The organism is Capnocytophaga canis (assembly GCF_000827555.1).
Classification (GTDB): Bacteria; Bacteroidota; Bacteroidia; order Flavobacteriales; family Flavobacteriaceae; genus Capnocytophaga; species Capnocytophaga canis.
The window spans coordinates 1-17802 of the sequence record NZ_CDOI01000167.1 but is presented as its reverse complement, the minus strand read 5'-3'; the positions used below and the strand labels follow the sequence as shown (position 1 = coordinate 17802).

13 protein-coding genes are annotated in these 17802 nt (G+C 35.0%); 5 read left to right on the top strand and 8 right to left on the bottom strand.

The window, feature by feature from the left end:
* The first annotated feature begins 180 nt into the window (after positions 1-180).
* Positions 181-2562 (top strand): TonB-dependent receptor, encoded by a 2382-nt coding sequence (locus CCAND38_RS08285; protein WP_042344818.1) that lies wholly within the window; start codon positions 181-183, stop codon positions 2560-2562.
* Positions 2563-2715: 153 nt separating this feature from the next.
* Here the strand turns inward: CCAND38_RS08285 and CCAND38_RS08280 are convergent, their stop codons facing one another.
* From CCAND38_RS08280 to CCAND38_RS08265, 4 genes are all read right to left on the bottom strand, one after another.
* A complete protein-coding gene (locus CCAND38_RS08280) occupies positions 2716-3480 on the bottom strand; it encodes an exodeoxyribonuclease III (protein ID WP_042344803.1) in 765 nt (254 codons plus the stop codon).
* Positions 3481-3600: 120 nt separating this feature from the next.
* Complete coding sequence (locus tag CCAND38_RS08275; protein WP_042344802.1) at positions 3601-5718, bottom strand: peptidylprolyl isomerase; 2118 nt, start codon at positions 5716-5718, stop codon at positions 3601-3603.
* Positions 5719-6131: 413 nt separating this feature from the next.
* Entirely contained in the window at positions 6132-6746 is a 615-nt protein-coding gene (locus CCAND38_RS08270) for an HmuY family protein (protein WP_042344801.1), read from the bottom strand.
* Positions 6747-6759: 13 nt separating this feature from the next.
* Positions 6760-8829, bottom strand: coding sequence for a TonB-dependent receptor plug domain-containing protein (locus CCAND38_RS08265; RefSeq protein WP_197066348.1), 2070 nt, complete (start codon positions 8827-8829; stop codon positions 6760-6762).
* A gap of 302 nt (positions 8830-9131) precedes the next feature.
* On the opposite strand from CCAND38_RS08265, the gene CCAND38_RS08260 reads away from it, so the two are divergent.
* Both CCAND38_RS08260 and rpoN read left to right on the top strand, forming a co-directional pair.
* On the top strand, positions 9132-9383 hold the full coding sequence (locus CCAND38_RS08260; protein WP_042008936.1) for a GlsB/YeaQ/YmgE family stress response membrane protein: 252 nt from the start codon (positions 9132-9134) through the stop codon (positions 9381-9383).
* A 393-nt stretch (positions 9384-9776) separates the two neighbouring features.
* Positions 9777-11243 carry an RNA polymerase factor sigma-54 gene (gene rpoN / locus CCAND38_RS08255; protein ID WP_042008934.1) on the top strand — a complete coding sequence of 489 codons (1467 nt, stop codon included), beginning with the start codon at positions 9777-9779 and terminating at the stop codon, positions 11241-11243.
* Between the two features lie 212 nt (positions 11244-11455).
* Here rpoN and CCAND38_RS08250 read toward each other — a convergent pair whose 3' ends face one another.
* On the bottom strand, positions 11456-12115 hold the full coding sequence (locus tag CCAND38_RS08250) for a YceI family protein (protein ID WP_042008932.1): 660 nt from the start codon (positions 12113-12115) through the stop codon (positions 11456-11458).
* A gap of 243 nt (positions 12116-12358) precedes the next feature.
* On the opposite strand from CCAND38_RS08250, the gene CCAND38_RS08245 reads away from it, so the two are divergent.
* Positions 12359-12625 (top strand): TM2 domain-containing protein, encoded by a 267-nt coding sequence (locus CCAND38_RS08245; protein ID WP_042008976.1) that lies wholly within the window; start codon positions 12359-12361, stop codon positions 12623-12625.
* Positions 12626-12714: 89 nt separating this feature from the next.
* Here CCAND38_RS08245 and CCAND38_RS08240 read toward each other — a convergent pair whose 3' ends face one another.
* The gene (locus CCAND38_RS08240; RefSeq protein WP_082021476.1) at positions 12715-13410 is read right to left on the bottom strand and encodes a PAS domain-containing protein; all 696 of its coding nucleotides are present in this window, start codon (positions 13408-13410) and stop codon (positions 12715-12717) included.
* 260 nt (positions 13411-13670) lie between these two features.
* A complete protein-coding gene (locus CCAND38_RS08235) occupies positions 13671-15848 on the bottom strand; it encodes an endonuclease MutS2 (RefSeq protein ID WP_188111486.1) in 2178 nt (725 codons plus the stop codon).
* Positions 15849-16129: 281 nt separating this feature from the next.
* Here CCAND38_RS08235 and CCAND38_RS08230 point away from each other — a divergent pair, with 281 nt between their 5' ends.
* Positions 16130-16795: a uracil-DNA glycosylase gene (locus CCAND38_RS08230; RefSeq protein ID WP_042344800.1), complete on the top strand. Its 666-nt coding sequence runs from the start codon at positions 16130-16132 to the stop codon at positions 16793-16795.
* 60 nt (positions 16796-16855) lie between these two features.
* On the opposite strand, the gene CCAND38_RS08225 is transcribed toward CCAND38_RS08230, so the two are convergent.
* Positions 16856-17428, bottom strand: coding sequence for a hypothetical protein (locus CCAND38_RS08225; protein WP_042344799.1), 573 nt, complete (start codon positions 17426-17428; stop codon positions 16856-16858).
* Between the last annotated feature and the right edge of the window lie 374 nt (positions 17429-17802).

The following is a 17802-nucleotide window of genomic DNA, read 5'->3' as shown; positions in this document are numbered from 1 at the left end:
AAATAAGTGTGAAACTTGGCCAAAGTCACCTGTGTATGGGTGGTTTTGGTCAAGTTTTTTTATTACTAAAAAAAATAAATCTGTGAAATGTAACAATTCGTTTGTTTTTGCATCTTTGTAAAAAAGGAATTATGAATTAACCATTAAATAATTAATAATTAACAACTAACATATATGAAAATGAACCGATTAACATTTTTGATTTTCTTTCTTTTTACGACTGTTGTTTTTGCTCAGACTGGTACAGTTTCAGGACGAATTGTAGATGCTGAAAGTAAAGAAGTATTGCCATACACAGAAGTTTCGCTTTTCTCCTCTGATAATAAAAACCGAAATTTTGGAGTTATTTCTGATGAAAACGGAAAATTTTTATTAAAAAACATTCCTTTCGGAGAATATACATTGAAAATCAGTTTTGTTGGATATGAAGATGTTACTAAACCTTTGTCAATCAATGTTTCAAAAACAAATTTGGGTGATGTTTTATTGCATCTTTCCGTTCAACAAATTGAAGAAGTGGTGGTAGAAGGTCGAAAAGCAGCTTTCTCGTATCAAGTAGATCGTAAAACTATCAATGCCTCGGCTTTTCCAGAGGCGAATACAGCAATAGATTTGCTTACCAATGTGCCTTCATTGAACGTAAGTGTAGATGGTAGGATTACGTATCGTGAGGGAGGAACTTTTACTGTATATATTAATGGAATCATCGCCAAAGACGGGCAGGAACGTCTACGAACGCTCGACGCCTCACAGATTGAGAAAATAGATATTATTACCAATCCGTCTGCTAAATACAGTGCTTCGGGAACGGCAGGAATCATACGTGTTGTGCTGAAAAAGAATAAATTGGAAGGGTATGCTATCAATCTTTCAGCTGAATTTAATACATTGGAAAGAAAAAGCTTTTCTTATTCCATTGATAAAAAGGGCAAAAAAGGAGGTTGGCATGTTTCGGGAAATATTGCCGATCACCATTGGGGAGATTCTCGTTCACAAGGAATAAGCAATGTGTATGCTCCCGATGGGAAGCGTTTTGAAACTTTATTCAATAGTGAATACAAAGCCAATATGAATAATTCCTTCATTGATTTTGGATTTAATTATGACATCACCGATCGCGATTTTATCGATGTTTCAATAGACTATGTTCCTTTTAGAAAGAAAGAAAAAAAGATAGATAAAACACAAATTTCTGAAAATACATTTGATAAAGAGGGTAATTTACTTTCGTCAAAGGATTTTCTTATGGATGTTGATAATCAATTTTTATATCAAAATTGGGGTGCTAATTTAGAATATTCGCATTTTTTTAATAAGGATAAATCCCATTTTTTGAAGTTAAATTCAGGATATACCTTTTTTATTGGAAGTAGTGATGATTTTACTAAAGGTCATGTCATTAGCCCAAAGGAAAATACGGTTTTTGGAAATAAAAGTTCAGAAAAAAATGAAATTTTCACGAAAAGTATTTTGGAATACGAGCTACCACTAACTGACGCTACAAGTATTGAAGCTGGGGTAGATATCGAAACCGATCATATTCCAGAAATTACTACTGAAAGCGGGTTTTTTAAAGGAGATCGTATAGTAGAAACTTCGAAAGATGTTTCTGAAAACCAAGTTATTAACTACAAGGAGAATATCTATGCAGGGTATTTTAGCTTTAAGAGTTCGTTCGGCAAATTTGAATATAAATTAGGTCTACGTTCGGAACATACAGCTCGAGATATAATATATTCTTTTGATAATCAGCAAGGGGTAAGGAAAAATGATCGTTTTAAAAAGAATTTTACGGATTGGTTTCCATCAGTGCATTTGCTGTATAGTTTTTCTCAGAATAGTCAAATTAGTGGAAATTACAGTCGTAGAATCAGTCGTCCAGAGTATTGGGTATTGGTACCAGCTTTTGTTTGGAATGATAGATATTCGTTCTTAACTGGGAATAGTCGTCTGTTGCCCAGTTACACGGATTCCTATGAATTAGCGTATAAAAATTCATGGGGGAAGGATTTCGTTTCCATAGAAATGTTTACTCGTAATCAACACGATATAATGAGCCCCTACAGTCGAGTGTATCGAGATAATATGCTGCTCATCACACGAGAGAACGTAGGCTCTTCGTGGGCTACAGGAATAGAGCTTATGGCAGGAGTTGATGTTTTTAAATGGTGGAATGTCAACGCTTCGTTTACCGCCTATCATTACCGTCAAGATCTTGAAGTAGACGCAAACTCCTACCCTATTGAGCAATGGCGATTCAATGCTAAACTCAACCATACGCTGCGGTTACCGCGTAATTTTTTACTCCGTGTGAATATGGGATATCAGTCGCCAACAAAAGACTTGCAAAACAATGTAGAAGCAATATTCCTGACCAATGCCTCCTTTACAAAAACGTGGAAGGACAACCGATGGAGTTTGAGTTTGTTTGGAAGTAATGTCTTTGATTCGTATCGATATACCAAAACTAATGTTGGTGAGAATTTTTCAAAACAAACTAAAATGACATATCGCCCATATGTAGGTTTTTCTCTGAAATATCAGTTTAATAATCAAAAATAGATAATTCCTGTATGCTATTTGTATTCTTCTGTGAAGTATAGAAGATTCCGATAAACAACGAACAGTGAGTAGTCATTCTTGTCCTTTGGAATGATTGCTCACTGTTCTTTTTGATAGTCTTTTAATGTTGTATGTAGTAATTGAAATCGATTGTTAATCTGCGACTTCAACTAAGATAGGGCAGTGGTCACTATGTTTTGCTTCGGGTAGTATGGTAGCCCGTAGCAAACGATTTTCAAGAGGTTGAGCAACTAAATTATAATCAATACGCCACCCTTTGTTATTGTTACGAGCGTTGGCTCGGTACGACCACCACGAATAATTGTGTGGCGCGTTATTAAAATATCGGAAACTATCAATGAACCCACTTTTCATAAATCCATCCAACCATTCCCGTTCTACAGGTAAAAATCCAGATACATTGGCATTTCGGATAGGGTCGTGAATATCAATCGCTTGATGGCAGATATTATAATCTCCGCAGATAATCAAATTAGGGAAAGACACTTTTAGATTGTCTATATATTTCTGAAAATCGGCCATAAAAGTGAGTTTGAAGTCCAAACGATCAATGTTCGTCCCCGAAGGTAAATATAAGCTCATCACCGAAAGACTGCCATAATCAGCACGGAGGATACGCCCTTCTTTGTCCATGTAATCCAAACCACTTCCAATCTCTACATGAATAGGTTTCGTCTTAGAAAGAATAGCTACGCCACTATATCCCTTTTTTTCGGCACTATGCCAATATTGGTATTTATAACCCAAAGCCTCAAAGGCTTCTTTTTCAATTTGAGACTCTAAAGCTTTGATTTCTTGTAAGCAAAGTACGTCGGGATTTGCACTCTGTAGCCATTCGATAAGACCTTTAGTCATTGCGGCACGTACGCCGTTTACATTGTAAGATATGATTTTCATTTTTTGTTAATTGTCAATTGTTAGTTGTTAATCACTACTCTTTTGCTAAAGCATAAAAAACAAGGACTTGTTAATATCAGTATTAGCAAGTCCTCGTTTTTCTGTAAATCTCCAAAAATATTAATAGAAACTACTTAGATTTTCTTTGATTTCAGCTGCGTTTTTAAGTGCGTTGTACACCTCTTGTGATGCACGACTCACTTTTAGTGTCTCTAAACTTTTGCGTTGTGAGTTTAAATCACTTGGAGCTTGAGCAGGAGAGATTGCAGTAACTTCTACTACGTACACAGCATTCTCACCCTCAATAGGTTTGGAGGTTTGTCCTTGTTTCAAAGCAAACACTGTCCCTACTACTTTTGGTTCACGACCTTCACCGATGATAGTTGGATTATTCATTGACAGACCTGTAGCAGTTCTTACTTCGGCATTATTTGCAGAAGCAATTGCATCTAAGGAAGCTCCTTTTGCTTTTTCAGCTAATATTTCAGCTTTTTTCTCACGTATAAGAATTGGTTTTACAAATGGAGCCGCATCTTGGACAGAAGAAACGCCTTTCTCTCCTTTTTTTGTCAATTGAGCTACGATGTAGCTTCCTCCTGCAGTGAATTTACGGATGTCACCCACTTTAGTGTCTTCTTGGAAAAGCCACTGTACAATTTGTCGGTTGTTGCCTAATCCAATGATGTATTCGTCATTTTGTTTTAGGTTGTCAGCACGAAGCACTGTTAAGTCTGATTTTTTAGCTACTTCACCAAAGTTTTTAACATCTGCTAAAGCGTCCATTTCAAACTTAGAAACCTTTGTGAACAAATCGTTTAGTGTTGTTTCTGACGGTTCAATATTTCTTGTGATGGTTGCTATTTGTACGGCATTTGCTTTTTCAGTAACTCGTACAACGTGGAATCCGAAATCTGTTTCAACTACTCCAATGTGTCCAACCTTATTTGTAAATACGAAATCTTCAAAAGGCTTAACCATGCGTCCGCGGGTAAAGAAACCTAAATCACCACCACTGTAATTTGCTCCTGGTTCTTCTGAGTTTTCTCTTGCCAACTCAGCAAAATCAGCTCCTTCCTTCCGAGCCTTTGCTAAAATTTCGTTAGCTTTTGCAAGAGCCTCTTCTTTGGTGCGTGTTGTATTCTCATTTGCTGCACGACTTCCTGCGTAAGCTATCAATATATGACTTGCCTTTACAGCACCGTTGGTTTCTTTGTCAACCATGCGTGATAGTTTCAGCACTCCGTTATCATCGTAAGGTCCAAAAGTTTTTCCTACTGGTAGAGCAAATAAGGTGTCAGCATATACAGTTGGTAATTCTGACTTAGTTACGTATAGCGAGTCATAAGGAGAATCAGAATTTTTCTCAATAAACTCACGGATGTTTTTTACGTTGGCAAATCCTCCAATGGTGTCATTTGAGTTTGTGTTGTTGTTGTATACCACTTGTGGCTCCAATAAACGTAATAAGGATGCTTTGTCAGCTTCAATATCCTCAGCAGAAGCTTTTTCGTTCACTACAATGTACTGGATGTTTCTGAAAGCCTCTTGCTCGAATTGTTTTTTGTTTTTGCTGATGTATGCTTTGATGTCGCTGTCACTCACCGATACAGTGCTGTCAGGGATTGAACTGTACTGCAAGGCTACGAATTTTATGTCGGCTTTGTCTTGTTCTTGGTGATAAGCGATTTCAGCTTCAGCGTTTGTAACTCCTAATCCAGCACGGATTAAGTTGAAGTACATTTGTTGCTTCGCAGTTTCAACAAGTGCATTTTCTTGCATTTTCCATTCTTGGTAAGCTTGCGGGTTACTTGCTTTCAGTGTGGCTAAATAGCTGATAAATTTTGAAGGATCAAATACACCAAGATCATTCGTAAATTCAGGGCTTTGAGCCAAAGGACTCTTAGCTAACACTGACAAAATTTGATCTTTTTCAATGCTTAATCCCAATTTTTCAAATTGTTGTTTTAAAAGGATGCTACGAACGTTTTGTTCCCATACGTATTTTGCAGCTTCAAGGCTACTTGCTTGTCCACCTGCTCCTTGAACGGCGTTTTCCACCTGAAAGCGGAAAGCATCAATGGAAACATCTTCTCCGTTCACAGTTCCAATTTCAGTAGTTTGCCAATTACCGAATCGTCCTGAACCAATGAAGTCAGAGATTACGAAAGCGAAAAGAGCTAACCCTATAATCGCAATAAGAAATACGGTACGGTTTCTAATTTTTTCAAGAATTGCCATTTTTGTTATGTCTAATTTAGTATTAATAATCAATCGGCGAAGTTAATACTTTCTGTGGAATTATAAAAATATCTTACTAAGTTTTTTTTCAAAGCGGATTTAATTCTCAAATACATCTTTTGTTAAACAAAATTATTACATTATTTTTTGTGTTCTTTAAAGCTCCGTGTAGATACTCTATCGTTTTGAAATGAGGTGTTAGAACTATTTCGTTAGACCTTTGAGTATATGTTTTGTGTTCGTGTGTTTGCTATTAATTTTGAGTGTATTTTTTATTTTTTTAATTATTTTATAACAGGTCTGTTTTTAGAGATGTGCTACAGGTTAATCCATTGATTTTTTTATTCTTATAACAAAAAGGGCAGTCCTAAAAACTTGGACTACCCTTTATTTGTACTAAGAAAACCGAATTATTAACCTTTAATAAAGGTAAAAGTAAAATATCCGTCTTTATCTTTAGTTGTTAAATGACTTGCTTCAGATTCTAAGTCTGCTTTGTTTTGGTAATAACTGTCTATACGAAGTTTTACAAATTTTTCATCATGAGTTCTTATCACAAGAATCTTTCCAGGCGTAGCTTTAATTAAATGTGTAGGATGGCCTGTGTATGTTGCCCATTCTTTGAAATTATTCAAGGAGTTTTGTTTGAGTTTTTCAAATTCTGCAGAAGTTACGCTTTCCAAAGTGCCATCGGTCACATAAAGAGCTCCTTTTCCTGTAATTTTTATTTTAGGGTCAGAAGGTGTGCCTCCGTTTACGATAATCGTAGTTCCTTTGAAAGCAATATCCCAATTGTCACCTTCAACAATTTTATTCTCGGAGAAGTTGAACTTTAAAAAGTCTTCAAAAGCAGTACCTCTTTCGCCTTTTTTTCTTCCTTTTCCAGCTTCAATATTTTTAGCTTCGATTTTTTCAGTACTTTTGAACTGATACGAAGTAGCTGGAGCCTCCTCCTTTTTCTCATCTTTAGAACAAGAAACGAACATAACTGTGGCAAGAATTCCTGCCAATAAAAACATTTTTTTCATGGTTTATATAAAATTAAAAATTAATATTCATACTTGCATACGTAATACGTCCCGATATGTTGCTAATATACTTTGGATTGGTATAATCTAAGGCGTTATTAACCCCTATCCCTATGCTGTATCGCTCTCCAAAATGTTTGTTTGCAGCAATATTCAGCATTGTGTAACCTTCTACAAATTCATCATAAGAGTCTAAATATTTATTAGAATTAGTGTCTACAACACCGTATTTTCCACGATAGATGGCACGTATGTTAAAGTCAGTATCCCAACGTGGTACTTGGTAAAAAATCTTTACGTTTGCCGAATGTCTTGACCGATTAAACAAACCGAAATAGTCGTCTGTTTGGAGCTGAAAAACCTCTCCTGAAGCATTTTTCGCGTATACTTTTTTCTCTTCAAACTGGCGTTCAGCTGTTTTATTCTTAGCGTATAATAACTGATATCCTACCGAAAGACTTAAATTGTTAATAGGGTAGTATAATACATTTGCTTCAAGTCCCTGTGTATAAACTTTTTCTACATTGTGAAAGCTGTATACCCCTTGTCCGGATTTTTTTAGAGCAATCATACGGGTTTCTATCAAGTTTTTTATGTCGTTTCGGAATAAATTCATCTGTAATTTTAGATTTGAAAAGGGCTTTAAATCAATTCCAAAATTAAAACTTAAAGAACTTTCAGGAGCTAATTTTGATTTTAAAAAGTTGTCTTTGTCAATGTAAATAGTTGATATTTCGCCATTTTTCTCCATTTCCATGAGCCTTGTTATTACAGCGTTATATCCTAAGACCGAATATCCTGCATTGGAATTGGTGAAGTTGTAGTACAATTTCTCGAAGTCAGGAGCCTTGTATCCGTATCCAACAGAGATTTTAGAGCTTATTCTGTCCGTGAAATCGTATTTTAAGGCGATTTTCGGACTAAATTGTGAGGTGTATTCACTGTGTAAGTCGTAACGAAAACCTCCAATCAAGTTCATTTTTGGAGTTAAATACGTATCTAATTGACCATAAGTATAATATGACTCCATCCGAGGGTCGGAAATAAAAATCGTATTTTTAGCTCTTTCCAGATTTGCCCCCACACCCATAATAATATCTGTGTTTTTTTTTGGTGAGTACTTACCTCGTACTTCTGGACGTAGGAAAATTTGGTCGAATCTTCTGTTAGCGATATCGGGTCTGTTTGGGATGTATTCAGCCGTTTTGTAGTTGGTTAGGTAGAATTCAAAGTAACTACTCCATTTGTTGTTATACCTATTATTTAGTTTAGAATGGAAATTCCATTCGGTAATGTTGCTTACACCTTTGAAATTTCCCGAGTGTAATTGCTGATCTTGAAGAAAATACCTCCCTGAGATGTTTAAATTGGTTTTATCGTTGAAACGATAGCCGACTTTGGTTCGTGCGGTGGTATTATAATAGGGCGGAACAGTGGGGGTTTTAGGGTCAGATAAGCTGTATCCATCACTTCCATACAAATTGAAGAATGATGATATATCCCACTTTTTGTTACGATATCCCACATTCATAGAGGCATCATGTGTGGCAAAGGAGCTCTTCTTGTAACCTACGTTAGCTCTCAGACCATCTTCAGGTATTTGAGTAATGATGTTGATAACCCCAGCTAGAGCCTCACTTCCGTATAAACTTGAAGAAGCACCTTTTACAATTTCAACTTGTTTTACATTTCCAATACTAACGCGATTTAGGTCAATCTGCCCTACAAACCTTCCGATCAAAGGCATTTCGTCAATCAGAATAAGCGTATATTCGGCTCCTAATCCCTGCATTTGTAAGCCTTCCCTACCTGCTCGCCCATGTCCTGGGATGGTTACCAATCCGTTTTGTTCGGCTAAAATATCAGATAAGCGAGATGAATTAATACTGCGGATTTCTTTTTCCTTTACCAATTGCACTTGCAAAGGTAATGACGATAGCTGACGTAATGTACGAGTTGCCGAAACAACTACTTCGCTTAGTGTGTGGACTGTTGTGTCTTTAGTCGTTTCGGTATCTTGTCCCCACAGCGGAGTTGAGCATCCTGCGAAAATAAATAAATAGCGATGTAATGATTTAAACATATTATTAAATGATAGTGTTTCTATTTTTTTTCGAGGCGCAAATATATACATTTTAATTGGATTAATTATAAATAAAAATAATTTATTTTGCTTTTTACGCAATATTTTCTTCTTGAAGGAGTGTTATATGATTTCTATCTGTTTGTAAATTAGTAAGAAGGTAGCGTGTTTAAAATGTTACTAAAATCTGTTGTGTCTGCTTTATATTTCAATAAAAATGAAAAATAAATGTAAAATAATTTGTGTTTTAAATGTATTTGTGCTATCTTTGTCAGAGATGAACAAATAAATATTTAATATCTATGACTATTTTAGGAGCAATTATTATTGGAGCCATCGCTGGCTGGTTAGGAGGATTGATTTACAAAGGAAGCGGTCTGGGGCTTTTGGGGAATATCGTTGTTGGTATTCTCGGAGGAGCAGTCGGCTCTTGGGTACTCGGTCATTTTGGAGCTTCTTTGGGCGAAGGTTGGGTTGGTTCAATCCTTACAGGAGCCTTAGGAGCCATTATTATCTTATTCTTAGTGAATCTGATTTTTAAAAGAAAGTCCTAATAAAACTAATGAAACTCCGAGGTTAAATTTTAATCTCGGAGTTTTTTTATTTGATTACTCTAACTCTCAAGTCTATATCGAATTTAAGGAATTATCGCATATATATGAAAGTTGCTCCTGTGTTCTGTTTTTTAGAGAAATTTATCGAGGATAGTTAGATTTATTATACGAAACAAAAAGTCGTATTTTTTTATATCTGCTTGTGTGCGAAATGTTTGTTAAATGCTAAATTAAAAAGTATATTTTAGAGATATTAATCTTTGTTTTTCTCATTTATTGAGTTAATAATCAAGGTTAAGTTTCTTTTGATTTTTACTGAATAATACTGTTATATTCATTTTTTTTCTTCCTTTTTTTGCGTATTTTTGCCCCTAAATTCATTCAATATACAATATGTTAAAGCAAAATTTACAACTGAAACTTTCGCAAAAATTATCACCTCAACAAATTCAATTGATGAAGTTGGTGCAATTGCCTACGTTGGCTTTTGAACAACGCATCAAACAAGAATTGGAAGAAAACCCTGCTTTGGAGTCGGGGCGTGAAGAAAGTGAATATGACGAATTTGCAGATGAATTTGATAACTCTTCAGACGAATATAACGATAGTGAAGTGATTGATATGGAGGATATTAATATTGATGAATACCTCAGTGATGATGAAATTCCCGAATATCGATTACATACCAATAACTACAGCGATGATGATGAGGAAAAAGAAATTCCTTTTAGTGCCGAAGTGTCTTTTCATCAATCACTTTTAAATCAATTGAATACGTTTACTCTTTCCGACGAAGACTATTTCATTGCTGAATTTTTGGTAGGGAGTATTGACGATAGTGGGTATATCCGTCGCTCTATCCAGGATTTAACTGATGACTTGGCTTTTACACAAAATATTTATACAGAAGAAGATAAGGTAAAACAAATCCGTGAACAGATTATCTTTCAGTTAGATCCTGCGGGTGTGGGTGCATTTGACTTACAAGAGTGTCTTTTGATACAACTTCGCCGTAAAAAAACGACTCCATCTGTCGATTTGGCTATAGAAATTATCGAAAAGGCATTTGAGCTATTCACTAAAAAGCATTATGCTAAACTGCAACAAAAGTTTTCTATCTCAGAAGATGAACTCAAAGAAGCTATACAAGAAATTGAACGTTTAAACCCTAAACCAGGAAGTTCGTATTCGGGGAGTAATGTTCAAGTAGAGCAGATTATTCCTGATTTTACCATCCGAGTGAATGATAGTGATTTGGAACTCAGTCTTAATGGGCGAAATGCTCCTGAATTGCATGTTTCGCGAGAGTATTCCGAAATGCTTGATACCTACAAAAAAGCCAAAGAAAAGACTTCTTCACAGAAGGAAGCTGTTTTCTTTATTAAACAGAAGTTAGATTCTGCTAAATGGTTTATTGATGCCATCAAACAGCGTCAGCAAACACTTCTAGTTACCATGGACGCTATCATGCAACACCAACGCGAGTATTTTCTTACAGGAGATGAACTGAAAATAAAACCGTTGATTTTAAAGGATATAGCTGATAAAATAGGAATGGACATCTCTACCGTTTCAAGAGTAGCGAGTAGTAAGTATGTAACCACACCTTATGGTACCAGATTGATTAAAGACTTTTTTTCCGAATCAATGAAAAATGATCAAGGAGAAGACGTTTCTACACATGAAATTAAGCAAATACTACAGCGCATCATCGCTAAAGAGGATAAAAGCAAACCTTATCCTGATGACGATTTGGCACAATTGCTTAAAGAAGAGGGATATCCAATCGCAAGGCGAACGATTGCTAAATACCGTGAACAGCTCGATATTCCAGTTGCAAGACTTCGAAGAGAGTTGTAAAAGCTATTGTTTTAGGATCTTTTTCATATTACCAGTTATTATAAACGATTTCAGGTTCAAAAGGTACAGCAATTTTAGACAGTATTCTTATAGCTGTTTACTTCTCTCGTACTCCATTTGCAAATCATTACTTTAGCCATAAAATAAATAAAAAAGACCGACTGGGTTTCCCAATCGGTCTCTTTTATTAGGACTACTAATAAAAAATTAGATTATTTTGTAGCTTTTACTTTAACAACTAATTCGATATCGTCGTTAATGAATTTGTCTTTAAGGTTGTCGAAAATTGATTTTGAAGCGTAATTTACACCGAAATCAGTACGGTTAATTGTAAAAGATTGAGAGTCAATAACTACTTCTGAGTCTGTTACAGAAACTGTTGCAGGGAAAGTTACTTCTTTTGTAATTTCTTTCACAGTAAGATCTCCTGTTACGTTTGTTCCGTCAAATGATTTGAAAACAAATTTAGCAGTAGGGAATTTTTTTACGTTAAAGAAGTGATCTTCAGCATCTTCTTTACCAGTTCCTTTTAAGTGGCCTTCTAAGTCTTCTTTTCCATCTCCAGCAGCTAAGTCTAAAACAACGATAGAGTTCATGTCTAAAACAAACTCTCCTGATACGATTGATTTATTTTCAACGTTTACTGTACCTTCTGAAACGTTCACAGTTCCATTGTGTTTTCCTGCAGGTTTTGATCCAACCCATTCAATTACAGAGCTTGGAGCTACTGTATAAGCCACAGAGCCAACTGGTTTTTCTGTTGAAACAACTTCTGTTTGTTCTGTTTGAGTTTCGCTTTTCTTTGCGTCACTTTTACAGCTTACGGCGATCAATGAAGCAATTACTCCTAATCCTAATACGATTTTTTTCATGTTAAATGTTTGTGTTTAAGTTTTATTTGAAATTCAGGCAAAACTACCAATAATACCTTTACATGTTATTTAATAAAATGTTAATTAACGTATTTTAGCATTTTTAAAATAATTTTAGCTTTTCTATTGCTTTGCCTCATGTTTAATTTTAACATTTTGATGTGTTTAGAATTTTACCTTTTTCTTTTGTGTTATGAAAAAAATCCTTACTTTTGCCTATGAATTAAGTAAAAAATAAAAGTTATGAGTACAGAATTAAACAACAGTACTATCTCTAAGCAAGAAAATAAGAAAGTACTTGCAGGGGTTTTGGCCTTGGTATTAGGCTCAATAGGAGTTCATAAATTCTTTTTAGGATATACGAAAGAAGGAATTATACAGATTGTATTGACAGTCGTTACTTGTGGGATAGCTTCTTTAGTGCCTCTTATAGAAGGCATCATTTACTTAACTAAGTCTGATGAGGAGTTCTATAAGATTTATCAACAAGGGCGTAAACCTTGGTTTTAAAAAATTAAAAGTTAGCAAACGAAAAAGGCTGTCTCACGACGGCCTTTTTCAATAATTAATTAAAATCTAATATAGCATGAAAAAACTTTTTATGACACGATTTTAGACAAAAAACCACCTTTTTCAGCAGATTTATCGTCTTCAGCTTCCTTACTTACCTCTTTTGAAATAACGCTTTCAATTTCTTCCTTATAGGTTTTTAGTAAGTTTGCTACAAATTCGTAATATGAAACTCCCATATCTTCCAAATACCCCATAAAATATTTCTCGCTAACCTCCAAACCATTAACTTGCTCAATTTTTAGCAAACGTCTGTATAGCGGTTCAATGGACTCTTCAATGATGCTCTTGGGCAATGCTTTGCGATAGGATACAAATCCAATAATTTTATCTTCAGCGTCTTTTTTGATTTCAAAGTTCGTAATCACCCAATAGTATTTCCCACTTTTTGACATGTTTTTGATGATGGCGTGGAAGTTTTCACGAGTTTTTAAGTTGTCCCAAAGGATTTTAAATACAACTTTCGGCATGTCTGGGTGACGAATTATGCTATGTGGTTGCGACATCAATTCGTAGGCTTCATAGCCAGAAACATCAATGAAATCATCATTGGCGTACTCAATATTTCCAAATTTATCGGTTCGGCTCATCAAAGTTTTTGATTTATCCCACTGTACCTCTTCATTAATAGGCGTAGGGCGGACAACGCAATTTTTCTTAGCTCCGCCTTCAGTTTCTTTAAGAGAGTTTGTGTTTGTTTTTGTTTCGTCGCTGTTGTTTTTCATCTTTCCGACCTTAATTTTTTAAAGCACATCTGTTGTGAGATTTTCTATTCCTTTTTTTGACTAAGTTGCCACATTATCCTGTCATAGAAAAACATTGTCATTTTATGTCTATTACATTGCAAATCAGTAATCAAGCCTAAATGAGTTTGATAGAAAAAAACTTTGATGTGGGCAAGTTATAATAAAATGTAAATATTTACAAATTCATTAAATGTTAATTAACTTTTTTTAACTTTTGTATTTTTGTAATGTTCTGATTTTTAGTTTTTTACTTTTTCAACCAATTCTAATTCTGAAATAGCTACAGTGGTGGTAAACATGCCGTAATTCACAATAGCTTTTCCCTTCTCAATTTTATCGATGACACCAACGCTACGACTATCTTTGATGCGTACTCGGTCATTGATTTTTAACATGCGTTGCATTCGTTCTTTGGCGGCTTCCTCCTGAGTGATTTTTGCCTTTTTTTCAGCTTTTTTCTGAATTCTGATAGCTTCAATTTCTTTATTAACTTCAGTCTCTATGGTCTTTTTTTGTTCTTTTTTTTGTGTTTTTTCAACTTTGGAGAGTTGCTTTCGTTTAGCGTTTTCACTCTCAATAATTCGCAATATGTCAGATACTAATGAACGTCGTTTGCCGTCATAAAAATAACGCTCTGCTACTTCGTCAATTTTATTTCCTAAGTAAATCATACGTTGATTATGATCGTAAAGCTCTTGATAATTTACCAGTTTAGACTTTATGCGTTCGTTTAACTCTTCCAAGCGTTTGGCTTCTTCACGTGCTTTAGCTTCTTCATCTTTCAGATTTTCAGCGGTTTTTTCCATTTTGCTTCTTTCTTTTTGAAGCTTCGCAATGGTAGCGTCAAAACGAACTTTTCCTTTTTCAATTTTCTTTTTAGCACGGTTTATCAGTCCAAAAGGAATTCCATTTTTTTGAGCGACTTCAAAGGTGAATGAACTTCCCGCTTCTCCTACGATAAGTTTGTAAATAGGTTCTAAGGTTTTATCATTGAACAACATATTAGCGTTGGTAGCATGAGGCAATTCATTGGCTAATATTTTTAAATTAGCATAGTGGGTGGTAATTACTCCAAATGCTTTCCGGTGGTAGAACTCTTCCAAAAAGGTTTCGGCTAACGCGCCTCCAAGCTCGGGATCACTACCAGTTCCAAATTCATCAATTAGGAATAGCGTACGTTCATTGCATTTTCGTAAAAAATAGTTCATATTCTTCAAGCGGTAGCTGTATGTACTCAAATGGTTTTCAATAGATTGGTTGTCGCCTATGTCAGTTAAAATCCGTTCGAATAAACACATTCGACTGCGATGATGTACAGGAACGAGCATACCACTTTGTAGCATCAGTTGTAGTAATCCAATGGTTTTTAATGTGATACTTTTTCCTCCTGCATTAGGGCCTGAAATCACGATGATGCGTGAATCATCTGTGAGTTCAATATTTTGTGGATAGGTTGGTTTACCTTTTTTTTGATTGTTCAAAAACAAGAGTGGGTGATAGGCTTCCTGCAAAAATAGCACCCTTTCTTCTGTGATTTCAGGAAGTAGCCCATTCATGCTTAACGCATATTTTGCTTTCGCATAAATGATGTCAATGGCTGTGATGTAGCGTTGGTAATCTTTGAAAAGAACTACATATTGACTCAAATAGGTTGTGAGTTGTTTCAAAATACGTTGAATTTCTTCTTTTTCATCGTATATTAAATTGGTCAATTCTCGTGAGTACATTTCTGTTTGTCTCGGCTCGATATATACGATGCTTCCCGTTTTGGAACTACCCAGCACTGTTCCGAGAACTTTTCTGCGATACATTGCTTTGACAGCAAGTACCCGACGATTATCCACCACGGTCTCTCGGATGTCATCCAAATAGTCCGAAGCATTGTACTCAGCTAAGGTTCGGTTAAAACTTTCATTGATTTTTCCTTTTAAAATGCTGATTTCCTTACGTATATTTCCCAAGGTTTGGGAAGCGTCGTTTTTGATTTCGCCAAATTTGTCAACGATTTTATCAATAGCTTCGGTAATATCGGTAGTGTAATGGATGCTTTCTGCTGTTTCGTGTAAAATGGAATATAGTTCTTTAAATTTACGAAAAAACTGAATATGCGTATTCACGGTTTGCGATATCAAATAGAGTTTTCGTATAGCAGAGAGTTCGAGCGTTGTGTTTTCTACTTGTAATAGCCGTATTTCTGAACTAATTTTCTCACAACTATGTCCTGGGATAGTATTGTTATTTTGAAATGAAGCTAAATATTCATTAGTTTGTTGCAATGCAAAGAGTAAAGTTTCCTTATCCTCAAAGGGTTGCAAACGCAAGGCATATTTTTTCCCTAATTCGGTGTGACATATTTCAGAAATATGTGTGAGAACAGTTCCGAATTCTAAATCTTCAAGTGTTTTATTGTGAATCATTTAAGGTACAAATATATATGTTTTTGTGAGGCGTATCGTGTACGTCTTTTCTATATGTTGAGGTTGTTCGAAAGTTTTGTTTTTAACTGCATCTGTTTGAAATTCAGCTTACTTTTAGGTTTCTTATCTGCTATAAACTAGGTATTCACACATATTAAAAGCTATTTTTTTGGATACTTCTCTTGCAAGTGGTACTTCTGAATTCTTATTCGGAAAAATTCAAGTTTCAAAATTAATTGTTATTTTTGTTCTTCATTTTGACGTGCAAAAATATTAAAAAAATGGAAGTAAACATTCATTCTTCATGGAAACCTTATTTAATTAGCGAATTTCAACAAGATTATTTTCAGAAATTAGTGAGCTTCATTAAACATGAATATACACAAGGGGTATGTTATCCGAGAGGGCAACAGATATTCGCAGCTTTTGATTATTGCCCGTTTGAAAATGTGAAAGTGGTTATTATAGGTCAGGATCCTTATCATGGTGTAAATCAGGCTAATGGGCTGTGTTTTTCAGTACAAGACGGTGTCGATCATCCTCCATCGTTGATAAATATTTTTAAGGAATTGCAACAGGATTTGGGAATACCTTATCCTTCAAGTGGTAATTTGGAACGTTGGGCAAAGCAAGGAGTACTGTTGCTCAATGCTACGTTGACAGTTCGAGTTAACCAAGCAGGAAGCCACCAAAACCAAGGATGGGAAACTTTTACAGATGCTGTAATACGTTTGGTCTCTGAACAAAAACAACAGGTGGTGTTTATGCTTTGGGGTGGTTACGCTAAAAAGAAAGCTAGTTTAATAGATGCTTCCAAACATTATATTTTGACTTCTGGGCATCCGTCGCCATTGAGTGCGAATCGAGGGTATTGGTTTGGTAATAAGCACTTTAGTAGGGCAAATCAGTACTTAGTATCTGTTGGAAAAGGAGAGATACAATGGTAAAAAGAGAGGCTGCCTTTCGGGACAGCCTCAGATGTAAGTTATGCTATATTAGATAAATGCTTATTTTGAATATTTATTAACTTGCTCTTTTGCTTTTATTGCTTTGAGATTCAATTTGTTAATTTCTTGTTCTTTTTTCAGAATTCGATTTTTGTATTTCAATTCGTCTGATGAAGAAAGATTTCCTTTTGCTTTTTTACTTTCAAATTTATTTTGCTCTTGAGCCAATTCGTTTTGCTTCATTTTAACTTGAGCTTCAATTTTTAGAACTTGCTGTTGAGCTTTAGCTAAATTTTTTTGTTTTTTCTCAGCTTCTTTTTTTGCTCGTTCCTCTGCTTTTTCAGCTTTTTCCTGAGCTTTTTTAGCCTTTTCTTCAGCCCGTTTTGCTTTTTCTTCAGCTTTTTTAGCTTGGATTTGAGCTTTTTCCTCTGCTCTTCTTGCTTTTTCTTCTGCTATGAGCACCTCCTTTTGGGCTTTTTGAGCTCTTTGTTCTGCTTTTAAGGCTTCTTTTTCAGTCTTTAGTTCAATGTTTGAGGGGACGGTTTGTGTCGATGTCCCTGTAGTTACTGTAGTTTGAGCGAATGATATTTGTATCAAAAAAAGCCCAACTACTAAAGCGTAAAGTTTTTTCATATTCTAATGTAATTTGTTTTTTTCGATACAAAAGTATGTATTTATATCTGTTAAATAAAATTAATTACAAAATTTTAAGAGTTTCATTAAGAATTAATTAATCGTAGGTTTTAAGTTTTAATTATTTTAAGGAGCTAACATATAGCTGTTTACCGTATAAAATAGCTCTTATTGGAATTTGTAGATTTAACAATTTAAAGTGCGTTGTTTTTTCAATTTTTCATTTTTTTTTGTGAATGGACAAGTGAAAAATTCGAAGCATAAACAAATCAAGTGGATGTATTGTAATTATTTGCTTTTTTCCGATAGATTAGACCTTTCGGATGAATTATGTTAAGTCCGAATCTGCAGAAAAATTTGTACAAAGTTACTTA

Excerpts from the sequence above, each read along its gene's own strand:
- CCAND38_RS08260 (WP_042008936.1), top strand. The coding sequence starts at position 9,132 with ATGACTATTTTAGGAGCAATTATTATTGGAGCCATCGCTGGCTGGTTA.
- CCAND38_RS08240 (WP_082021476.1), bottom strand. The coding sequence starts at position 13,410 with ATGAAAAACAACAGCGACGAAACAAAAACAAACACAAACTCTCTTAAA.
- rpoN (WP_042008934.1), top strand. The coding sequence starts at position 9,777 with ATGTTAAAGCAAAATTTACAACTGAAACTTTCGCAAAAATTATCACCT.
- CCAND38_RS08225 (WP_042344799.1), bottom strand. The coding sequence starts at position 17,428 with ATGAAAAAACTTTACGCTTTAGTAGTTGGGCTTTTTTTGATACAAATA.
- CCAND38_RS08235 (WP_188111486.1), bottom strand. The coding sequence starts at position 15,848 with ATGATTCACAATAAAACACTTGAAGATTTAGAATTCGGAACTGTTCTC.
- CCAND38_RS08275 (WP_042344802.1), bottom strand. The coding sequence starts at position 5,718 with ATGGCAATTCTTGAAAAAATTAGAAACCGTACCGTATTTCTTATTGCG.
- CCAND38_RS08270 (WP_042344801.1), bottom strand. The coding sequence starts at position 6,746 with ATGAAAAAAATGTTTTTATTGGCAGGAATTCTTGCCACAGTTATGTTC.
- CCAND38_RS08230 (WP_042344800.1), top strand. The coding sequence starts at position 16,130 with ATGGAAGTAAACATTCATTCTTCATGGAAACCTTATTTAATTAGCGAA.
- CCAND38_RS08265 (WP_197066348.1), bottom strand. The coding sequence starts at position 8,829 with ATGTTTAAATCATTACATCGCTATTTATTTATTTTCGCAGGATGCTCA.
- CCAND38_RS08280 (WP_042344803.1), bottom strand. The coding sequence starts at position 3,480 with ATGAAAATCATATCTTACAATGTAAACGGCGTACGTGCCGCAATGACT.
- CCAND38_RS08250 (WP_042008932.1), bottom strand. The coding sequence starts at position 12,115 with ATGAAAAAAATCGTATTAGGATTAGGAGTAATTGCTTCATTGATCGCC.
- CCAND38_RS08245 (WP_042008976.1), top strand. The coding sequence starts at position 12,359 with ATGAGTACAGAATTAAACAACAGTACTATCTCTAAGCAAGAAAATAAG.
- CCAND38_RS08285 (WP_042344818.1), top strand. The coding sequence starts at position 181 with ATGAACCGATTAACATTTTTGATTTTCTTTCTTTTTACGACTGTTGTT.